Annotated in this window: 10 protein-coding genes; 6 read left to right on the top strand and 4 right to left on the bottom strand. The window is 72.0% G+C overall.

Features of this window, described 5'->3' with window-relative positions:
- Together glgX and AB0G28_RS35920 are read right to left on the bottom strand one after the other, a co-directional pair.
- On the bottom strand, positions 1-1,409 hold a 1,409-nt coding region (gene glgX / locus AB0G28_RS35925; RefSeq protein ID WP_361099784.1), incomplete at its 3' end, for a glycogen debranching protein GlgX.
- Positions 1,410-1,551: 142 nt separating this feature from the next.
- Complete coding sequence (locus AB0G28_RS35920) at positions 1,552-2,418, bottom strand: manganese catalase family protein (RefSeq protein WP_361099781.1); 867 nt, start codon at positions 2,416-2,418, stop codon at positions 1,552-1,554.
- A 193-nt stretch (positions 2,419-2,611) separates the two neighbouring features.
- Between AB0G28_RS35920 and AB0G28_RS35915 the strand changes: the two genes are divergently transcribed.
- Positions 2,612-2,833, top strand: coding sequence for a hypothetical protein (locus AB0G28_RS35915; RefSeq protein WP_361099778.1), 222 nt, complete (start codon positions 2,612-2,614; stop codon positions 2,831-2,833).
- On the opposite strand, the gene AB0G28_RS35910 is transcribed toward AB0G28_RS35915, so the two are convergent.
- Complete coding sequence (locus tag AB0G28_RS35910; protein ID WP_361099793.1) at positions 2,806-3,903, bottom strand: HAMP domain-containing sensor histidine kinase; 1,098 nt, start codon at positions 3,901-3,903, stop codon at positions 2,806-2,808. The genes AB0G28_RS35915 and AB0G28_RS35910 overlap by 28 nt on opposite strands.
- A 27-nt stretch (positions 3,904-3,930) precedes the next feature.
- On the bottom strand, positions 3,931-4,608 hold the full coding sequence (locus AB0G28_RS35905) for a response regulator transcription factor (RefSeq protein ID WP_361099775.1): 678 nt from the start codon (positions 4,606-4,608) through the stop codon (positions 3,931-3,933).
- A 90-nt stretch (positions 4,609-4,698) separates the two neighbouring features.
- On the opposite strand from AB0G28_RS35905, the gene AB0G28_RS35900 reads away from it, so the two are divergent.
- From AB0G28_RS35900 to AB0G28_RS35880, 5 genes are all read left to right on the top strand, one after another.
- Positions 4,699-5,310: a M15 family metallopeptidase gene (locus AB0G28_RS35900; protein ID WP_361099772.1), complete on the top strand. Its 612-nt coding sequence runs from the start codon at positions 4,699-4,701 to the stop codon at positions 5,308-5,310.
- Positions 5,311-6,423: 1,113 nt separating this feature from the next.
- Positions 6,424-7,221, top strand: coding sequence for a helix-turn-helix domain-containing protein (locus AB0G28_RS35895; protein ID WP_361099769.1), 798 nt, complete (start codon positions 6,424-6,426; stop codon positions 7,219-7,221).
- Positions 7,222-7,353: 132 nt separating this feature from the next.
- Positions 7,354-8,442: a prephenate dehydrogenase gene (locus AB0G28_RS35890; RefSeq protein WP_361099766.1), complete on the top strand. Its 1,089-nt coding sequence runs from the start codon at positions 7,354-7,356 to the stop codon at positions 8,440-8,442.
- A 191-nt stretch (positions 8,443-8,633) separates the two neighbouring features.
- Positions 8,634-10,592, top strand: a complete 1,959-nt coding sequence (locus AB0G28_RS35885) for an ABC transporter ATP-binding protein (protein ID WP_361099762.1) — start codon at positions 8,634-8,636, stop codon at positions 10,590-10,592.
- A complete protein-coding gene (locus AB0G28_RS35880) occupies positions 10,589-16,864 on the top strand; it encodes an amino acid adenylation domain-containing protein (protein ID WP_361099759.1) in 6,276 nt (2,091 codons plus the stop codon). The genes AB0G28_RS35885 and AB0G28_RS35880 overlap by 4 nt, the downstream gene beginning before the upstream one ends.

Below are 16,864 nucleotides of genomic sequence, written 5' to 3'. Positions count from 1 at the left end.
TCGTTGTGCTTTTCGTTGTAGGACACCAGGTCCCGCAGCGTGAAGCCGTCGTGCGCGGTGACGAAGTTGATCGACGCGAACGGGCGGCGGCCGTCACTCTGGTACAGGTCCGACGAGCCGGTGATGCGCGAGGCGAACTCCCCCAGCGTCGAGGGTTCGCCGCGCCAGAAGTCGCGGACGGTGTCCCGGTAGCGGCCGTTCCACTCCGTCCACAGCGGCGGGAAGTTGCCGACCTGGTAGCCACCGGGACCGACGTCCCACGGCTCGGCGATCAGCTTCACCTGGCTCACCACCGGGTCCTGCTGCACGAGGTCGAAGAAGGTGGCCAGGCGGTCGACGTCGTAGAACTCGCGGGCGAGCGTCGCGGCGAGGTCGAAGCGGAAGCCGTCGACGTGCATCTCGGTGACCCAGTACCGCAGCGAGTCCATGATGAGCTGCAGGGTGTGCGGGTCCCGCACGTTCAGCGAGTTGCCCGTGCCGGTGTAGTCCATGTAGTACCGCGGGTCGTCTTCGACCAGCCGGTAGTAGGCCCGGTTGTCGATGCCGCGCAGCGACAGCGTCGGCCCGAGGTGGTTGCCCTCGGCGGTGTGGTTGTAGACGACGTCGAGGATCACTTCGATCCCCGCGTCGTGCAGGGTCCGCACCATCGCCTTGAACTCGTGCACCTCGCTGCCCGGCGTCGCGGGCAGGATCGAGGCGGCGTATTCGTTGTGCGGCGCGAAGTAGGCGATGGTGTTGTAGCCCCAGTAGTTGGCGAGGCCGCGCTCGGTCAGGGCGTGGTCGTGCAGGAACTGGTGGACCGGCATCAGCTCGACGGCCGTGACCCCGAGCGTCTTCAGGTAGTCGATCATCACCGGGTGGGCCAGCCCGGAGTAGGTGCCGCGCAGCTCCTCCGGGATGCCGGGGTGGAGCTTCGTCAGCCCGCGCACGTGGGCTTCGTAGACGACGGTCTCGTTGTACGGCACGTTCGGCGGCCGGTCGTTGGCCCAGTCGAAGTACGGGTTGACGACGACCGCGCGGACGGTGTGCGCCGCGGAGTCCGCGTCGTTGCGCTCGCCCGGACTGCCGAAGCGGTAGCCGAAGACCGACTCGTCCCAGTCCACCCGGCCGGTCACCGCCTTGGCGTACGGGTCGAGCAGCAGCTTGGCGGGGTTGCAGCGCAGCCCGCGGGCGGGGTCGTGCGGCCCGTGCACCCGGAAGCCGTACTCCTGGCCGGGACCGACGCCGGTCAGGTAGCCGTGGTGGACGAAACCGTCGACCTCCGGCAGCCGGGTCCGGGTCTCGGTCCCGTCCGGGGCGAACAGGCAGAGGTCGACGTGGTCGGCGACCTCGGAGAAAACCGCGAAGTTGGTGCCGACGCCGTCGTAGTCGGCGCCGAGCGGGTAGGGGGAACCGGGCCAAGGCTGCACTGGGCCTCCACGGGAGCAACGGGATCTTCGATCCGGATACCCGCAGCGGACCCGCCGAACCCGTGATCGGCCTCTCCTCACCCGGACGGCCCCGGTGCGGGGCCGTCGCGCACGGCGGCCCCGCACCGAATTACCGGGTGGGTCAGGTCAGCTTGTTCTTGACCGACTTCGCCTTGCCCTTGGCCGTGCCCTTGGCGTCCTGCAGCGGCGCGTAGGTGCCGTACAGAGCCGGGTCGGGCTTCGGGGCCGTGCCGGGACCGCCGAGGGGTTCGGGGTCCATGAGGTATTCGATGCCGGCGTCGGTGGTCCAGCTGGTGCCCTTGGCGCCGTCGGGGCCGTCGGAGAGGTGCCAGATGGTGTGGTTGTGGTCCTGGTTTTCTTCGTCGAACAGGGCGCTGGGGGCGATGTCGCCTTCGAGGCCGTCGGCCTTGAGTTCTTCGATCGCGGCGAGCCACTGCTTCTGGTGGACGGTGTCGCGGGCGAGGTTGAACTGGAGCATGGCCTTGACGCCGGGGTCGTCGGTCATGTTGTAGAGCCGGGCGGTCTGCAGCCGGCCCTGGGCTTCGGCGGCGGCGTTGGCCTGGAAGTCGGCGAGCAGGTTGCCGGAGGCGACGATGTACTTGCCGTTCCAGGGAGTGCCGTTGCTGTCGGCGGGCAGGGCGCCGCCGCCGGCGACGATGGCCTGCTGGACGTCCATCCCGCCGATCATGGCGGCCATCACCGGGTCCTTGACGGCTTCGGCGGTGACGGTCGAGGGAGCGCCTTCCAGCAGCCGCGCGACCATGGTGGCGAGCATCTCGACGTGCCCGATCTCTTCGGTCGCGGTGTCCATGATGAGGTCCTTGTACTTGCCTTCGATGCGGCAGTTCCAGCCCTGGAAGAGGTACTGCATCGTGACGGTCATTTCGCCGAAGGCACCGCCGATGAGCTCCTGGAGCTTGCGGGCGTAGACGGGGTCGGGCTTCTCGGGCTTGGCTTCGAACTGCAGCAGCTTCGTGTGACGGAACACGTCATTTCCTCCGTCGTCCGGGGTGGGGCCCGCCGGGGACCGGCGGGTCCACGGGGCTTTCCCGGTTAGCGGAGGGTTAACCGCGCGGCGACGGACGGCCGTGCGCGGTGGCGTTCCGGGCCTCGACAACGCCGTGACCGCTATGGTAGTTGAACGCGAAACGTTTCGACGGCGTGGCGAGTGGAGCGAGTACGTGAACGATCAGCGGGAACGGGTGCGGGTCTGCCGCCGGTACCAGTGCGACCAGCCGGCCCTCTGGCGGAGGATGTGCGCGGCGCACTGGGCGCGGTGGCAGAACGGCGTCGACCCGCTCGACCAGCCCGGTGACGAGGGCGAAGTCCCGGAACGCCAGGTCTGGCAGCCGCCGCTGCGCGACTCCAGCGTTTCTCAGCGGAAGCCGTCCGGCCGCTGGTGAGCCGGCCCGGCGGGGCCCGGAGCCGGCAGCTCGACGGTGATCCGGAGCCCGCCGGCGCGGCGCGGCGTGATCGTGAGGGATCCGTCGTGCACTTCGGCGATGCTCTTGACGATGGCCAGGCCGAGGCCGACGCCCGCGTGGTCGGTGCGCAGGCGTTCGGTGCCCCGCTGGAACGGCTCGGTGAGCGTCGGGACCAGTCGCGGGGCCAGCACTTCCCCGGAGTTTTCGACCGTGAGCACCACGGTTTCGGCGCGGACGCCGGTGTCGACCCACACGGTCCCGTTTTCCGGCAGGTTGTGCACGATGGCGTTGTGCACGAGGTTGGTCGTCATCTGCAGCAGGAGCGCGGCCGACCCCACGGCCGGGGTGATGTCGCCGAAGTCCTCGATGGTGACACCGCGTTCCTCGGCGATCGGCAGCAGCGTTTCGATGGCCTCTTCCACGAGCAGGGACAGGTCGACGGGGACCCGGGTGAAGGCACCCTGGTCCGCGCGGCTGAGCACGAGCAGCGCCTCGGTCAGGTCGATGGCGCGGGCGTTCACGGTGTGCAGGCGGTCGAAGACCCGGCCGGCGTCACCGGCGGGGTCGTTGCGGGCCACTTCGAGGAGTGCCTGCGTGATCGCCAACGGCGTGCGCAGCTCGTGTGAGGCGTTGGCGGCGAATCTCCGCTGCGCGGCGACGTGGGCTTCGAGGCGGGCGAGCATGGCGTCGAAGGCGTCGGCGAGTTCGCGGAACTCGTCTTCGGGGCCTTCCAGCCGGATCCGGTGGGAGAGCGACCCGTTCGCGGCCATGCGCGTGGCGTCCGTGATGCGGGTCAGCGGGGCGAGCATGCGGCCCGCGAGGATCCAGCCGCCCAGCAGGCCGAAAAGCAGCAGGAAGAACAGCACCGACCCCGCCGCCGGGAGGAAATTGCGCACGAGCACGGAGCGCTTAAGCACCCCGCCGGGAGGGGTGGCCAGCACGTCGGGGACGTCGCGCAGCAGGAACAGCCAGACGGAAGCGAGCAGCAGGACGCCGGCGACCACGAGGAAGCCGGCGTAGCTGAGGGTGAGTTTGAGCCGGACACTCATCCCGGCCGCCCGGTCCACCGCCCTTCCCTAGCGCCCGGTGCCGGGCGCCGTGCCGATGCGGTACCCGACGCCGGCCACGGTCGTGATGATCCAGGGTTCGCCGAGCCGCTTGCGCAGAGCCGAAACCGTGATGCGCACGGCGTTGGTGAACGGGTCGGCGTTCTTGTCCCACGCCCGTTCCAGGAGCTCTTCGGCGCTGACGACCCCGCCGTCGGCGGCGACGAGGACTTCGAGCACGGCGAACTGCTTCCTGGTCAGCGCGACGTAGCGGCCGTCGCGGTAGACCTCGCGGCGGAACGGGTTCAGCCGCAGGCCGGCGATCTCCAGCACCGGTGGCCTGTTGTGGGCGCGCCGGCGATCGAGCGCCCGGAGCCGCAGCACGAGTTCCCGCAGTTCGAACGGCTTCGTGAGGTAGTCGTCGGCGCCGATTTCGAATCCGGTGATTTTGTCGTCGATCCGGTCGGCGGCGGTCAGCATGAGGATCGGCGGGCCGCTCCCGGAAGCGACGATGCGTTCGGCGACCTCGTCACCGCTGGGCCCGGGAATGTCCCGGTCGAGAACGGCGATGTCGTAGGTGTTGACGCTCAGCAGTTCCAGCGCGGTTTCGCCGTCGCCGGCGATGTCCGCCGCGATCGCCTCCAGGCGCAGTCCGTCGCGAATGGCTTCGGCCAGATAAGGCTCGTCCTCGACGATCAGCACACGCATGCCCCGATGGTACGAGAGCCCGCAAACGTATCGTCGGCATATCGAAAATCGCATACGTGCCGGCAACACCTCGCCGACTTGAATGGACGCATGCCCTCCCGCGAGACGACCCGCCGGATTCCCGGTGCCGTCGTCCCGGCGGCCCGCCGGATTCACGGGGTCCTCCTCGCCGGCCTTCGGGCCGTCGGCGCGAAGATCGCCGGAACGCTCGGCCGCCGGCCGGTCCGCCCCCGGGACCGCGGTGGCCTCGGCGTGGCCCACGGTGCCGTCCCCGCCGGGGTGACGGTCTTCGACGACGCGGTCCCGGCCGTGGCCCGGCTCGACCCGGCTCTCCTGAGCGCACTGCGCCGGGCCGGGGCCGCGGCCGCGGCGGCGGGGATCGAGCTGCGGGTCAACAGTGGCTGGCGGTCTCCGGAGTACCAGAGCGTGCTGCTTCGTGAGGCGGTGACGAAGTACGGGTCGGAAGCGGAAGCCGCCCGGTGGGTGGCCACCCCGGAGACGTCGGCCCACGTGGCGGGCGAGGCGGTCGACATCGGGCCGCCCGCGTCGGCGTCGTGGCTGTCCGAGCACGGTGCCGAGTACGGGTTGTGCCGGATCTACCGCAACGAACCCTGGCACTACGAATTGCGTCCCGAAGCGATCGAGCACGGCTGCCCGCCCCGGTACGCGGACCCGAGTCACGACCCGCGGATGCGCCGGTGACCGGTTCGCCCGGCCGGCCGGCGCCACCGATCGCCCGCGGCACCGGCGGCCGGGCGGGACGCCGCTCCCGGTTGCTCCGTAAGGGGGATATTGCCGTGGCCAGGCCCGAAATCGGTCTGTACCACCCGCCGGCAAGGCGATCAAGCGTCAGGTCGGGTGAGCTGTTTCCCCACGGTGTCACCGGCTGTTTCGCGGGGGTCCGGCCTGCCGGGCGGAACGTGCGGGCGGACACTATAATCATTTCCCGCGGACATTCAAGACCGGCAAACGGACCAACAAGATCCGCGAACAGTGCAGGTAGCCGAATTCCCGCCGAATATGGGCGGCACGGCGCATCCTACTTATTGCCGGTGAGTGAGTCAATAGAACATTAGTGAAAGTTCGAACCTCGACTCCCGCCTGACGCCAGGTGTCTTGGACATCACGATTGTTCGTCAATTGCCGACAACGATCGGTCATGCCATGCTGACGTCGTGTGCACTCACTGGGGATCAAGGGGGGGTGCGGCGGTGGCCCGGGACCACGAACCGATCGGGGTTCGTGCGGGTCGAACCACTGAGCCGCGCCCGGCATGTGCCGAGAACTCGACGTCGACCATGTCCCGCGACCTCGCGTTACCCGACCGTCCACCCTGCCGGGGCTGACGGTCGCCGGTTCCCGGCCGGTCGTTCCGCGGTGATCATCACCCCGGTGCCGGAAGCATGCCTTGATCTCTGGTGATCAGCCGGAGCGCGGGCTGCCGCCCGGCGCCGGGAGATCGCGGAGCCGGCCCGCACACGGGTCCGAAGGCGGCATTCACCGGGGGTTCTCAGCGTCGAGGACATCCGCCCGGCCAGGCCGGTGCGGAAGCCGATCGTGTGTCCAACCATCGAGGCCGAGCAGTTGGACGGTGCGGTTTTCTGCTGTACCGAAATAGTTGACGAAGAAGATCCAAATGGGGGCTAGGTGGATCCGACGAGAGTTGACATATTCGCTCTCCCCGTCGTCGAAATCGAGTTGTCCCGGCTGTCTTCCGCGAGCTCACCGCGAACATCGGGTGAGGATCCGGAACACGTCGAGACGCTGTTGTCGGCAGAGGGAAAGCTTCCGCCCATTCTCGTTCACCGTCCGACGATGCAGGTACTCGACGGCCTGCACCGGTTGAAGGTGGCGCGAGTCCGAGGTGACACGAAAATCCTGGCGAGACTGGTCGACGGGACGGAATCGGACGCTTTCGTCCTGGCGGTCGAAGCGAACGTCCGGCACGGCCTGCCGCTTTCCCTCGCCGATCGCAAGCGGGCGGCCGTCCAGATCATCGGGACGCATCCACAGTGGTCGGACCGGCGGGTGGCGTCGGCGACCGGGATCTCCGCGGGCACGGTGGCCGACCTGCGCAGACGCGCGGGCGAAGACGGGACCGAAGCCAGGATCGGGCGCGACGGGCGCGTCCGGCCGTCCGACGGTTCGGAGCGGCGAAGACTCGCCGCCGAGCTCATCCGCAACGATCCGGGCCTGTCGCTGCGGCAGGTGGCCAAGCAGGTCGGCATCTCCCCGGAGACGGTGCGGGACGTGCGGGGCCGGCTGGAGCGCGGGGAGAGCCCGACTCCGGACGGGACAAGGAGGTTGCCGGCCAAACCGCACCCGCTGCGGCTGTCGGAGCCCGACTTCGGCCATGCCGTGGACCAGGATCGGCTCGCCCTGCTGGAAAGACTCAAGACCGACCCGGCGCTGCGGCTGAACGAGGTCGGCCGGGTCCTGCTGCGCATGCTCACCATGCACTCCATGGACGGGCAGGAGTGGGAACGGATCCTGCGGGGCGTTCCGCCGCACCTGTACAGCGTGATCGCCGGGTTCGCCCGGGATCACGCCCGGGTCTGGGCCGAGTTCGCCGATCACCTGGAGAACCGCGCGACCGACCTGGCCGCGGGATGATCGCGTGACCACGGCGGGGAAAGCCTTCGGGCGAAACGGGTTCCGGTGCGGCCGCCCGCACCGGAACCGGCGTCGCCGTCCGCCCAGGCGCCGCGGCTGGACTTCGCCCGGTGGGCCGCTTAAGAAGGAACGGTGACCATCGAGAAAGCGCTTGTCGTCGGGACCGGACTGATCGGCACCTCGGTCGCGCTGGCCCTCCGGGGGAAAGGCGTGGAGGTCTCCCTCTCCGACGTCAATCCCCGGGCCGCCCGGCTGGCGCAGGAACTCGGCGCGGGCCGGGAGTGGGCGGGCGAGCGCGTGGACCTGGCGGTGATCGCCGTGCCGCCGCACCTGGTGGCGGACCGGCTGGCCGAGCTGCAGAAGCGGGGCGTCGCCCGGGCGTACACCGACGTGGCCAGCGTCAAGGCCGATCCGATCGCCGACGCGGAACGGCTCGGCTGCGACCTGGTCTCCTACGTGCCCGGGCACCCGCTCGCCGGCCGGGAACGCTCCGGCCCGGCGGCCGCCCGCGCCGACTTGTTCCTCGGCCGGCCGTGGGCCCTTTGCCCCCGCCCCGAGACGGACGCGGAAGCCTTGCGGCAGGTGCGGGAGCTGGTTTCCTTGTGCGGGGCGAAGGTCGTCGTCGTGGGCGCCGGCGAGCACGACTCGGCGGTGGCACTGGTGTCGCACGCCCCGCACGTGGTGGCGTCGGCGGTGGCCGCCGGCCTCCGGAGCGGTGACGACGTCGCGCTGGGCCTGGCCGGGCAGGGGCTGCGCGACGTGACGCGCATCGCGGCCGGGGATCCCTTGCTGTGGCGGAGGATTCTCTCCGGGAACACCGGGCCGGTGGCCGGGGTGCTGGAGCGGATCGCGGCCGAGCTCGCCGCGGCGGCTTCGGCGCTGCGGTCCGGCGACCTGGACGCCGTGACGGATCTGCTGCGGCGTGGCGTGGCCGGGCACGGCCGGATTCCCGGCAAGCACGGCGGCCCGGTGCGGGACTACGCCACGGTCCAAGTGGTGCTGCGGGACCGGCCGGGGGAGCTGGCCCGGTTGTTCGACGCGGCCGGGCTCGCGGGCGTGAACATCGAGGACGTCCGGCTCGAGCACTCGACGGGCCGGCCGGTCGGGGTGGCCGAGGTGGCCGTGCGCCCGGAAGACGCCGACCGGCTCGCCGAGGCGTTCCGGTTCCACCGCTGGCACGTTCCGCCCGTCGCCGCGCGGAGTACCGCCGCGACCGCCTGAGCGGCGCACGGTCCGAACCGGACGAGTCGCTTGTGGACGGTGGGCGCGGCGTGGCCGGATGCCCGCCGTGGCGCCGCCCGTGCCGCGGCGGCCGTGCGGGTGCCGGAAATGTTTCCCGCACGCACTCGTGGACATCGACTTCGAACAGCACGATTGAGATCGCCGACTTCGCGTGTGAGAGGGATGCCCGCATGGACGTAGTTTTCAACTTCGGGGGGCCGACGAAGAGGGACGACGATCCCGATCCCTGGTCGACCAAGGTCGCCCCGGGGACGGTGCGCCGGGTCCTCGCCTACTTCCGCCCGCACATCGGCAAAGTGGCGCTCTTCGTCCTCATCGCCGCGCTGGAGGCCGCCGTCGTCATCGTGACTCCCTTGCTGATGAAGGAGCTCATCGACGGCGGGATCCTCAAGAACGACCTCGGCGTCGTGGTGTGGATGTCCGTCCTGACCGCCGGGCTCGCCGTGGTGGGTTCGCTGTTGTCGCTGGCGTCGGCCTACATCTCCGGCCGGATCGGCCAGGGGGTCACCTACGACCTGCGGATCCAGGCCCTCGACCACGTCCGGCGGCTGCCGATCGCGTTCTTCACCCGCACGCAGACCGGCGTGCTGGTGAACCGGCTGCACACGGAACTGATCATGGCGCAGCAGACGTTCGGCTTCCTGCTGATGGCGGCCACCAGCGCGGTCACGGTGGTGCTGGTGCTGGCCGAGCTGATCTACCTGTCGTGGCTGGTCGCCCTCGTCACCGTGGTGCTGATCCCGCTGTTCCTCGTGCCGTGGGTCTACGTGGGACGGATCATCCAGGGGCGTACCGGCCGGCTGCTGGAGGCGAACGCCGGCCTCGGCGGGCTTCTGCAGGAGCGGTTCAACGTCCAGGGCGCGATGCTCTCCAAGCTCTTCGGCCGTCCGGACGAGGAGATGGCCGACTACCGGGACCGGGCCGGGCGGATCCGCCGGATCGGCGTGAAGCTTTCGGTGTACGGCCGGATGTCCTTCGTCATGATGGCGCTGATGGCCTCGCTCGCCACGGCGCTCGTCTACGGGATCGGCGGCGGGCTCGTGCTCGGCGGGGCGCTCGAGCTCGGCACGCTGGTCGCCATCGCCACCCTGCTCACGCGGCTGTTCGGGCCGATCACGCAGTTGTCCGGCATCCAGGAGACCGCGCAGACCGTCGTGGTCGCCTTCTCCCGGATCTTCGAGCTGCTCGACCTGAAGCCGCTGATCGAGGAACGCCCCGGCGCGGTCGCGCTCGAGAAGGACGTGCCGCCGGACATCGAGTTCGAGAACGTGACTTTCCGCTACCCGACCGCGGACGAGGTCTCGCTGCCGTCGCTCGAGCACATGCGGGACGCGCGGGAGCGCGGGGAAGTGCCGCCGGATGTCCTGCGCGGCGTGGACTTCCACGCCCGGGCCGGCACCCTCACCGCGCTCGTCGGCCCGTCGGGCGCCGGGAAGAGCACCATCACCCACCTGGTGTCGCGCTTGTACGACCCGACCTCCGGGACCGTCCGCGTCGGCGGGCACGATCTGCGGGACCTCACCTTCGAGTCGCTGCGCGAGGCGGTCGGGGTGGTCAGCCAGGACGCTTACCTCTTCCACGACACGATCCGGGAAAACCTGCTCTACGCACGCCCCACCGCGACCGAGGAAGAACTCGTCGAGGCGTGCAAGGGCGCGCAGATCTGGGATCTGATCGAATCCCTTCCCGGCGGGTTCGACACCGTCACCGGCGACCGCGGCTACCGCATGTCGGGCGGGGAAAAGCAGCGGCTGGCCATCGCGCGGCTGCTGTTGAAGGCACCCGGCTTCGTCGTGCTCGACGAAGCCACCGCCCACCTGGACTCCGAATCGGAGGCCGCCGTCCAGCGGGCACTCAAGACCGCCCTGCGCGACCGCACCTCGCTGGTGATCGCCCACCGGCTGTCCACGATCCGCGAGGCCGACCAGATCCTCGTGATCGACGACGGCCGGGTCCGCGAGCGCGGGACGCACGAAGAGCTGCTGGCCGAGGGCGGTCTCTACGCCGAGCTCTACCGCACGCAGTTCGCCGATCCCGGAAGCGACGCGGCCAAGCCGGAAAGCAGCGAAGCCGAGTTCGAAGACGCCGAGCCCGAGCCGGTGGCCTACCACGTGGGTTTTGGAGGATGACGATGACTTCCGCGGCGCAGGCCACCCTGACGGTGCCGGCCCTGTTCTCCCGGCAAACGGACCGGACGCCCGACGCGGTGGCCGTGGTCGACGGGGAGCGGGCACTGACGTACCGGCGGCTCGACGAGCTCGCCGTCCGGTTGTCCGCGCGGCTGGGCCGCCGGGGTGTCCGCCGCGGCGACCGGGTCGCGGTCATGCTGGACCGTTCGGCGGACCTGCTGGTGGCGCTGCTCGCGGTCTGGAAGGCGGGGGCGGCGTACGTGCCGGTGGACGTCGCCTATCCCGCGCCGCGGGTGGCGTTCATGGTGGCGGACTCGGGAGCGTCCCTGGTGGTGTGCCCGGCCGCCGCGCGCGGCGGCGTGCCGGCGGGAATCGGGTCGATCGCCGTCTCGGACGACGAGGACGACGGCGAGGACGACGGCGAGGACACGGCCGGCGTGCCGGCGGTCACGGCGTCGCCGGAGGACCTGGCGTACGTCATCTACACCTCCGGTTCGACGGGCACCCCGAAGGGCGTGGCGGTGCCGCATCGGAGCGTCGCGGAACTGGTGGGGAATTCCGGCTGGGGGGTCGAACCCGGCGACGCGGTCCTCATGCACGCGCCGCACGCCTTCGACGCGTCCCTGTTCGAGATCTGGGTGCCGCTGGTGTCGGGCGCCCGGGTGGTGGTCGCCGGGCCGGGGCCGGTGGACGCCCGGCGGCTGCGCGAGGCGGTCGCGGGCGGCGTGACGAAGGCCCACCTGACCGCGGGCAGTTTCCGTGCGGTGGCGGAAGAGTCGCCGGAATCGCTGGCGGGGCTGCGCGAGGTGCTGACCGGCGGTGACGTGGTGCCCGTGCACGCGGTGGAGCGGGTGCGGGCGGCCTGCCCCCGGCTGCGGATCCGGCACCTGTACGGCCCGACGGAGACGACGCTGTGCGCGACGTCGCACGAGCTCGAGCCGGGTGCGGTCCCGGGGCCGGTGCTGCCGATCGGCCGTCCGCTGCCGGGCCGCCGGGCCCAGGTGCTCGACGCCTCGCTGCGGCCCGTGGCCCCGGGCGTGGTCGGTGACCTGTACCTTTCCGGGGCCGGCCTGGCGCACGGCTACCTGGACCGGCCGGGCCTGACGGCGGAGCGGTTCGTGGCGGACCCGTCCGAGCCCGGACGGCGGATGTACCGGACCGGGGACCTCGCCCGCCGGACCGCCGACGGCGAGCTGCTGTTCGCCGGCCGGGCCGACGACCAGGTGAAGATCCGCGGGTTCCGGATCGAGCCCGGCGAGATCGAGGCCGCGCTGACCGCTCGGCCGGACGTCCACGAGGCCGTCGTGGTGCCGATCGACGGGCGCCTGATCGGGTACGTCGTGGCGGACGCGGACACCGATCCCGCGTTCGTCCGCGAGGGGCTCGCGGCGCAACTGCCCGGCTACCTGGTCCCGGCCGTGGTGATCAGGCTGGACGCGCTGCCGCTCACCGGCAACGGCAAGGTGGACCGGGCGGCGCTGCCCGCGCCCGACTTCGCGGCGAACACCACGGGCCGCGAACCCGTCACCGAGGCGGAACGCCTCCTGTGCGGGCTGTTCGCCGAGGTGCTCGGGCTGGCCCGGGCCGGGGCCGACGACGGGTTTTTCGCGCTGGGCGGGGATTCGATCGTCGCGACGCGCCTGGCCGCGCGGGCGGCCAAAGCCGGTGTGCTCATCACGCCGTCCCAGATCTTCGAGGAAGCGACCCCCGCGCGGCTGGCGGCCGTGGCGCGCGCCGTCCCGGCCGACCGGCCTGCCGGCGGCCCGCTGATCGCGCTGACCGAGGAAGAAACGGCGGAGCTCGCGGCCGCCGTGCCCGGGGCCGAAGAGTTCTGGCCGCTGGCGCCGCTGCAGGCCGGCCTGTTCTTCCAGGCGACGCTGGACGACCAGGGGCCCGACATCTACCAGACCCAGTGGCTCGTCGAGCTGACCGGGCCGCTGGACGTGCCCCGCCTGCGGGCCGTGTGGGAAGCGGTGTTCGCCCGGCATCCCGAACTCCGGCTCGGCTTCCACCGGCTCGCGTCGGGCCGGGCGGTGCAGGCCGTCGAGGGGCGGGTCACCCTGCCGTGGCGGGAAGTGGACCTGACCGGCGAGCGCGACGCCGACGCGGCCGTCGAAGCCCTGGCCGCGCAGGAGCAGGAGAAGCGGTTCGACCTGGCCCGGGCACCGCTGTTCCGGCTGGTGCTGGCCCGGCTCGGCGAGGACCGGTACCGCCTGCTGGTCGTCAACCACCACATCCTGACCGACGGCTGGTCGGTGGCGATCATCCTCAACGAGGTGTCCGAGGCGTACACCGCCGGTGGGCGGTTCCCGCACCGCGCCGGCGCCGCCTCCTACCGGGACTACCTGGCGTGGCTGGACCGCCAGGACAAGGACGCCGCGTCCGCGGCCTGGAAGGCGGAACTCGCCGGGCTCGACGAGCCCGCCTTGATCGCCAAGCCGGCCGCGGGCGCGGGCTACGACTACCGGGTCACCGTCCTGCCGCCGGACCGCTACACCGCGCTGACCGAGTTCGCCCGCGAGCACGGGCTGACGCTGAACACGGTCGTCCAGGGCGCGTGGGCGATGGTGCTGGCCCGGCTCACCCGGCGGACCGACGTGGTGTTCGGCACCACGGTCGCCTGCCGTCCCGCGGAGCTGCCGGGCGTGGAGTCGATGCCGGGACTGCTGATGAACACGGTGCCGGTCCGGGTGCCGCTGGCGGGCGCGCGGCCGGTCGTGGACCTGCTCACCGACCTGCAGCGCCGGCAGGTGGCCCTGATGCCGCACCAGCACCTCGGGCTGCCGGAGATCCAGAAGGCGGCCGGACCGGGTTCGGTGTTCGACACCCTGCTGGTGTACGAGAACTACCCCCGGGACTTCCACGACCGGTTCACCTACCTCGGCACGGTCGAGGGGACGCACTACCCGGTGACCGTCGGCGTCATCCCGGGGGACAGCTTCCGGATCCAGCTCGGCTACCGGCGTGGGCAGGTCGACCCGCTCGTCGCCGATTCGCTGCTGGAGTGGTTCACCGGCGTCCTCGGCGCGGTGGCCGCCGATCCGGCCGCCCTGGTGGGGCGGATCGGGGTGGGGCCGGTGCCGGAGCCCCGGTGGGACCCGCCGCTGGTGGCGGGTGAGCCGTTGCCGGCGCTGGTCGGGCGGATGGCGGCGGACCGGCCGGCCGCGGTGGCGGTGGCGGACGGCCACGGTGACCTGACCTACGGGCAGCTGTGGGAGCGGTCGGTGAAGTTCGCGGCCGAGCTGCGGGCACGCGGCGTCGGGTCCGAGCGCCGGGTCGGCCTGGTGGTGGGGCGCTCGTCCTGGTGGGTCGTCGGGATGCTGGGCGTGATGCTGGCCGGCGGCACGTTCGTCCCGGTGGATCCGGCGTACCCGGACGAGCGCAAGGAGTGGATCTTCCGCAGCGCGGAGCCGATGCTGGTGGTCTGCGGGGGCAAGACGCGGGACGCGGTGCCGCCGGAGTTCACCGACCGGCTGCTCGTGCTCGACGAGCTGGACCTGGCCGCGGCGCCGGACGCGGCGTTGCCGCGGGTGGGCCCGGGCGACGCGGCGTACGTGATCTACACGTCGGGATCCACGGGAATCCCCAAGGGGGTCGTCGTCACCCACGCGGGGCTGGGCAACCTGGCGCTGGCGCACATCGACCGGTTCCGCGTGACGCCGTCGTCCCGGGTGCTGCAGCTGGCGGCGCTCGGCTTCGACACCATCGTGTCCGAGGTGATGATGGCGCTGCTCTCCGGGGCGACGCTGGTGATGCCGCCGGACCAGGACCTGCCGCCGCGGGCGTCGCTGGACGACGCGCTGGCCCGGTGGGACATCACGCAGGTGAAGGCGCCGCCGTCGGTGCTCGCCACCACCGAGGTGCTGCCCGAGCGCGTGGAGACCGTCGTGGCGGCGGGCGAGCTCTGTCCGCCGGGCCTGGTGGACCGGCTGTCGGCGGGCCGGCGGATGATCAACGCCTACGGGCCGACCGAGACCACGATCTGCGCGACGATGAGCCTGCCGCTGGCGCCGGGGCAGGACCCGATCCCGTTCGGGAAGCCGGTGCCGGGGGTGCGCGGGTATCTGCTGGACTCGTTCCTGCGGCCGCTGCCGCCGGGGATCACCGGTGAGCTCTACCTGGCCGGGATCGGGGTGGCGCGCGGCTACCTGGGGCGGCCGGGACTGACGTCCGAGCGGTTCGTGGCCGATCCGTTCGTCCCCGGCGAGCGGATGTACCGGACCGGGGACCTGGCCTACCTGACCGGCGAGGGCGAGCTGGTGTCCGCCGGGCGGGCCGACGACCAGGTCAAGATCCGCGGGTTCCGGGTCGAACCCCGCGAGGTCGAGTTCGCCCTGTCCGCCGACCCGCGTGTCACCCAGGCCACGGTGACCGTCCGCGAGGGCCGGCTGCTGGCCTACGTGTCGCCGGGCGATGTCGACACGCAGGCGTTGCGGGACGACCTCGCCTCCCGGCTGCCGCAGTACATGGTGCCCGCGGCCGTGGTGGCGCTGGACGCCCTGCCGCTGACGGCGCACGGGAAGATCGACCGGCGGGCGCTGCCCGATCCCGAGTTCGCCCCCGCGACGGGCCGGGCGCCGGCCACCGAGGCCGAGCGGGTGCTCTGCGAGCTGTTCGGCGAGGTGCTCGGCGTGGGCCGGGTCGGCGTGGACGACAGTTTCTTCCAGCTGGGCGGCGATTCGATCCTCTCGATGCAGCTGGCGGCCCGGGCGCGCCGAGCGGGGCTGACGTTCACCGCGGCGGACGTCTTCGACGGGAAGACACCGGAGCGGATCGCCCTGCTGGCAGCGGAGTCGTCGCTGCCGCGGCGTGACCCGGCCGCGGCGGCCGACGGCGTGGGCGAGGTCGTGCTGACGCCGGTGATGCGGATGTTCGGCGACGCCGTCGCGGCGCCGGGGTTCGCGCAGTGGGTGGTGGTGGGCGCGCCCGCGGACCTGACCGGGGAGGCGTTGCGGTCCGGGCTCGCCGCGGTGGTGGACACGCACGACATGCTGCGGGCACGGGTCGTCGACGGCGCGGGCGGCAGGCGCCTGGTGGTGGGCGAGCGCGGATCGGTCGACGTGGCCGGGCTGGTCACGCGCGTGCAGGCGGGCGGCGACCGGCTGGACGAAGCCGCGGAGGAGGCGGCGCGAGCGGCGGTGAGCCGGCTGGACCCGCCGTCCGGCGTGCTTCAGGTGGTGTGGGTGGACGCCGGACCGGGCCGGGTGGGCCGGCTGGTGGTGGCGGCGCACCACCTCGCGGTCGACGGCGTGTCCTGGCGGGTTCTGGTGGCGGACCTGAGGACGGCGTGCGAGGCGGTGGCCGCGGGACGGGAACCCGTGCTGGAGCCCGTGGGGGTTTCGTTCCGGCGGTGGGCGGCCCTGCTGGCGGAGTGGGCGGTCTCGGCCGGCCGGGTCGCGGAACTGGCGGCGTGGCAGGCGATCGCCGGTCGAGGCGACCAGCCGGAGGCCGTCGCGGCCGGAAGCGTGCGCACGCGGTCGTGGACGGTGCCGGCGGCGGAGACGTCGGTGCTCGTCGGGCGGGCTCCGGTGGTCTTCCACTGCGGAGTGCACGAGGTGCTGCTGGCCGGGCTCGCGGGCGCGGTCGCCCGGTGGCGCGGCGGGGACACGCTGCTGGTGGACGTGGAAAGCCACGGCCGCCATCCGGTGGAGGGCATGGACCTGTCCCGGACGGTGGGCTGGTTCACCAGCACGCACCCGGTGCGGCTGGACGTGACGGGCATCGACCTGGCGGACGCCGTGGCCGGCGGCCCGGCGGCCGGGACCCTCCTGAAGGCGGTCAAGGAGCAGTCGAGGGCGGTGCCCGGCGACGGGCTCGGCTACGGGTTGCTGCGGCACCTCAACAGCGAGACCGGGCCGGTGCTGGCGGCGAGCCCCGCGGCGCGGATCGGGTTCAACTACATGGGCCGGTTCGCCGCCGGCGACCGCGACGGTGTGCGGCCGTGGCAGCAGGCCGGGGACATCGGCGGCGCGGTGGACCCGAGCACGCGACTGCCGCACGCGCTGGAGGTCAACGCCGTCGTGCGGGATCTGCCGGACGGGCCGCGGCTGGTGCTGATGGCGGAATGGCAGGACGGCCCGCTCGACGAAACCGCGATCGAACGGCTGGGACGAGCGTGGCTGGACGTGTTGTCCGGCCTGGCGCGCCAGGCGGACGACCCCGCCGCGGGCGGGCACACCGCGTCCGATTTCGGCCTCGTCGAACTGGACCAGGACGAAATCGAGGGCTTCGAAGCAATAGCAGCGGAACTCAGCGAAGGCCGGGCATCGTGA

Origin of the sequence: Amycolatopsis sp. NPDC021455 (assembly GCF_040640995.1) — a bacterium.
Lineage (GTDB): Bacteria > Actinomycetota > Actinomycetes > Mycobacteriales > Pseudonocardiaceae > Amycolatopsis.
Note: the sequence above shows the minus strand (reverse complement) of the source record. Positions and strands in the feature narration are given on the sequence as shown.

What these genes read in the sequence shown, in the direction of transcription:
- AB0G28_RS35910 (WP_361099793.1), bottom strand. Translation starts at nt 3,903, where the DNA reads ATGAGTGTCCGGCTCAAACTCACCCTCAGCTACGCCGGCTTCCTCGTG.
- AB0G28_RS35905 (WP_361099775.1), bottom strand. Translation starts at nt 4,608, where the DNA reads ATGCGTGTGCTGATCGTCGAGGACGAGCCTTATCTGGCCGAAGCCATT.
- AB0G28_RS35900 (WP_361099772.1), top strand. Translation starts at nt 4,699, where the DNA reads ATGCCCTCCCGCGAGACGACCCGCCGGATTCCCGGTGCCGTCGTCCCG.
- AB0G28_RS35895 (WP_361099769.1), top strand. Translation starts at nt 6,424, where the DNA reads ATGCAGGTACTCGACGGCCTGCACCGGTTGAAGGTGGCGCGAGTCCGA.
- AB0G28_RS35885 (WP_361099762.1), top strand. Translation starts at nt 8,634, where the DNA reads ATGGACGTAGTTTTCAACTTCGGGGGGCCGACGAAGAGGGACGACGAT.
- AB0G28_RS35880 (WP_361099759.1), top strand. Translation starts at nt 10,589, where the DNA reads ATGACGATGACTTCCGCGGCGCAGGCCACCCTGACGGTGCCGGCCCTG.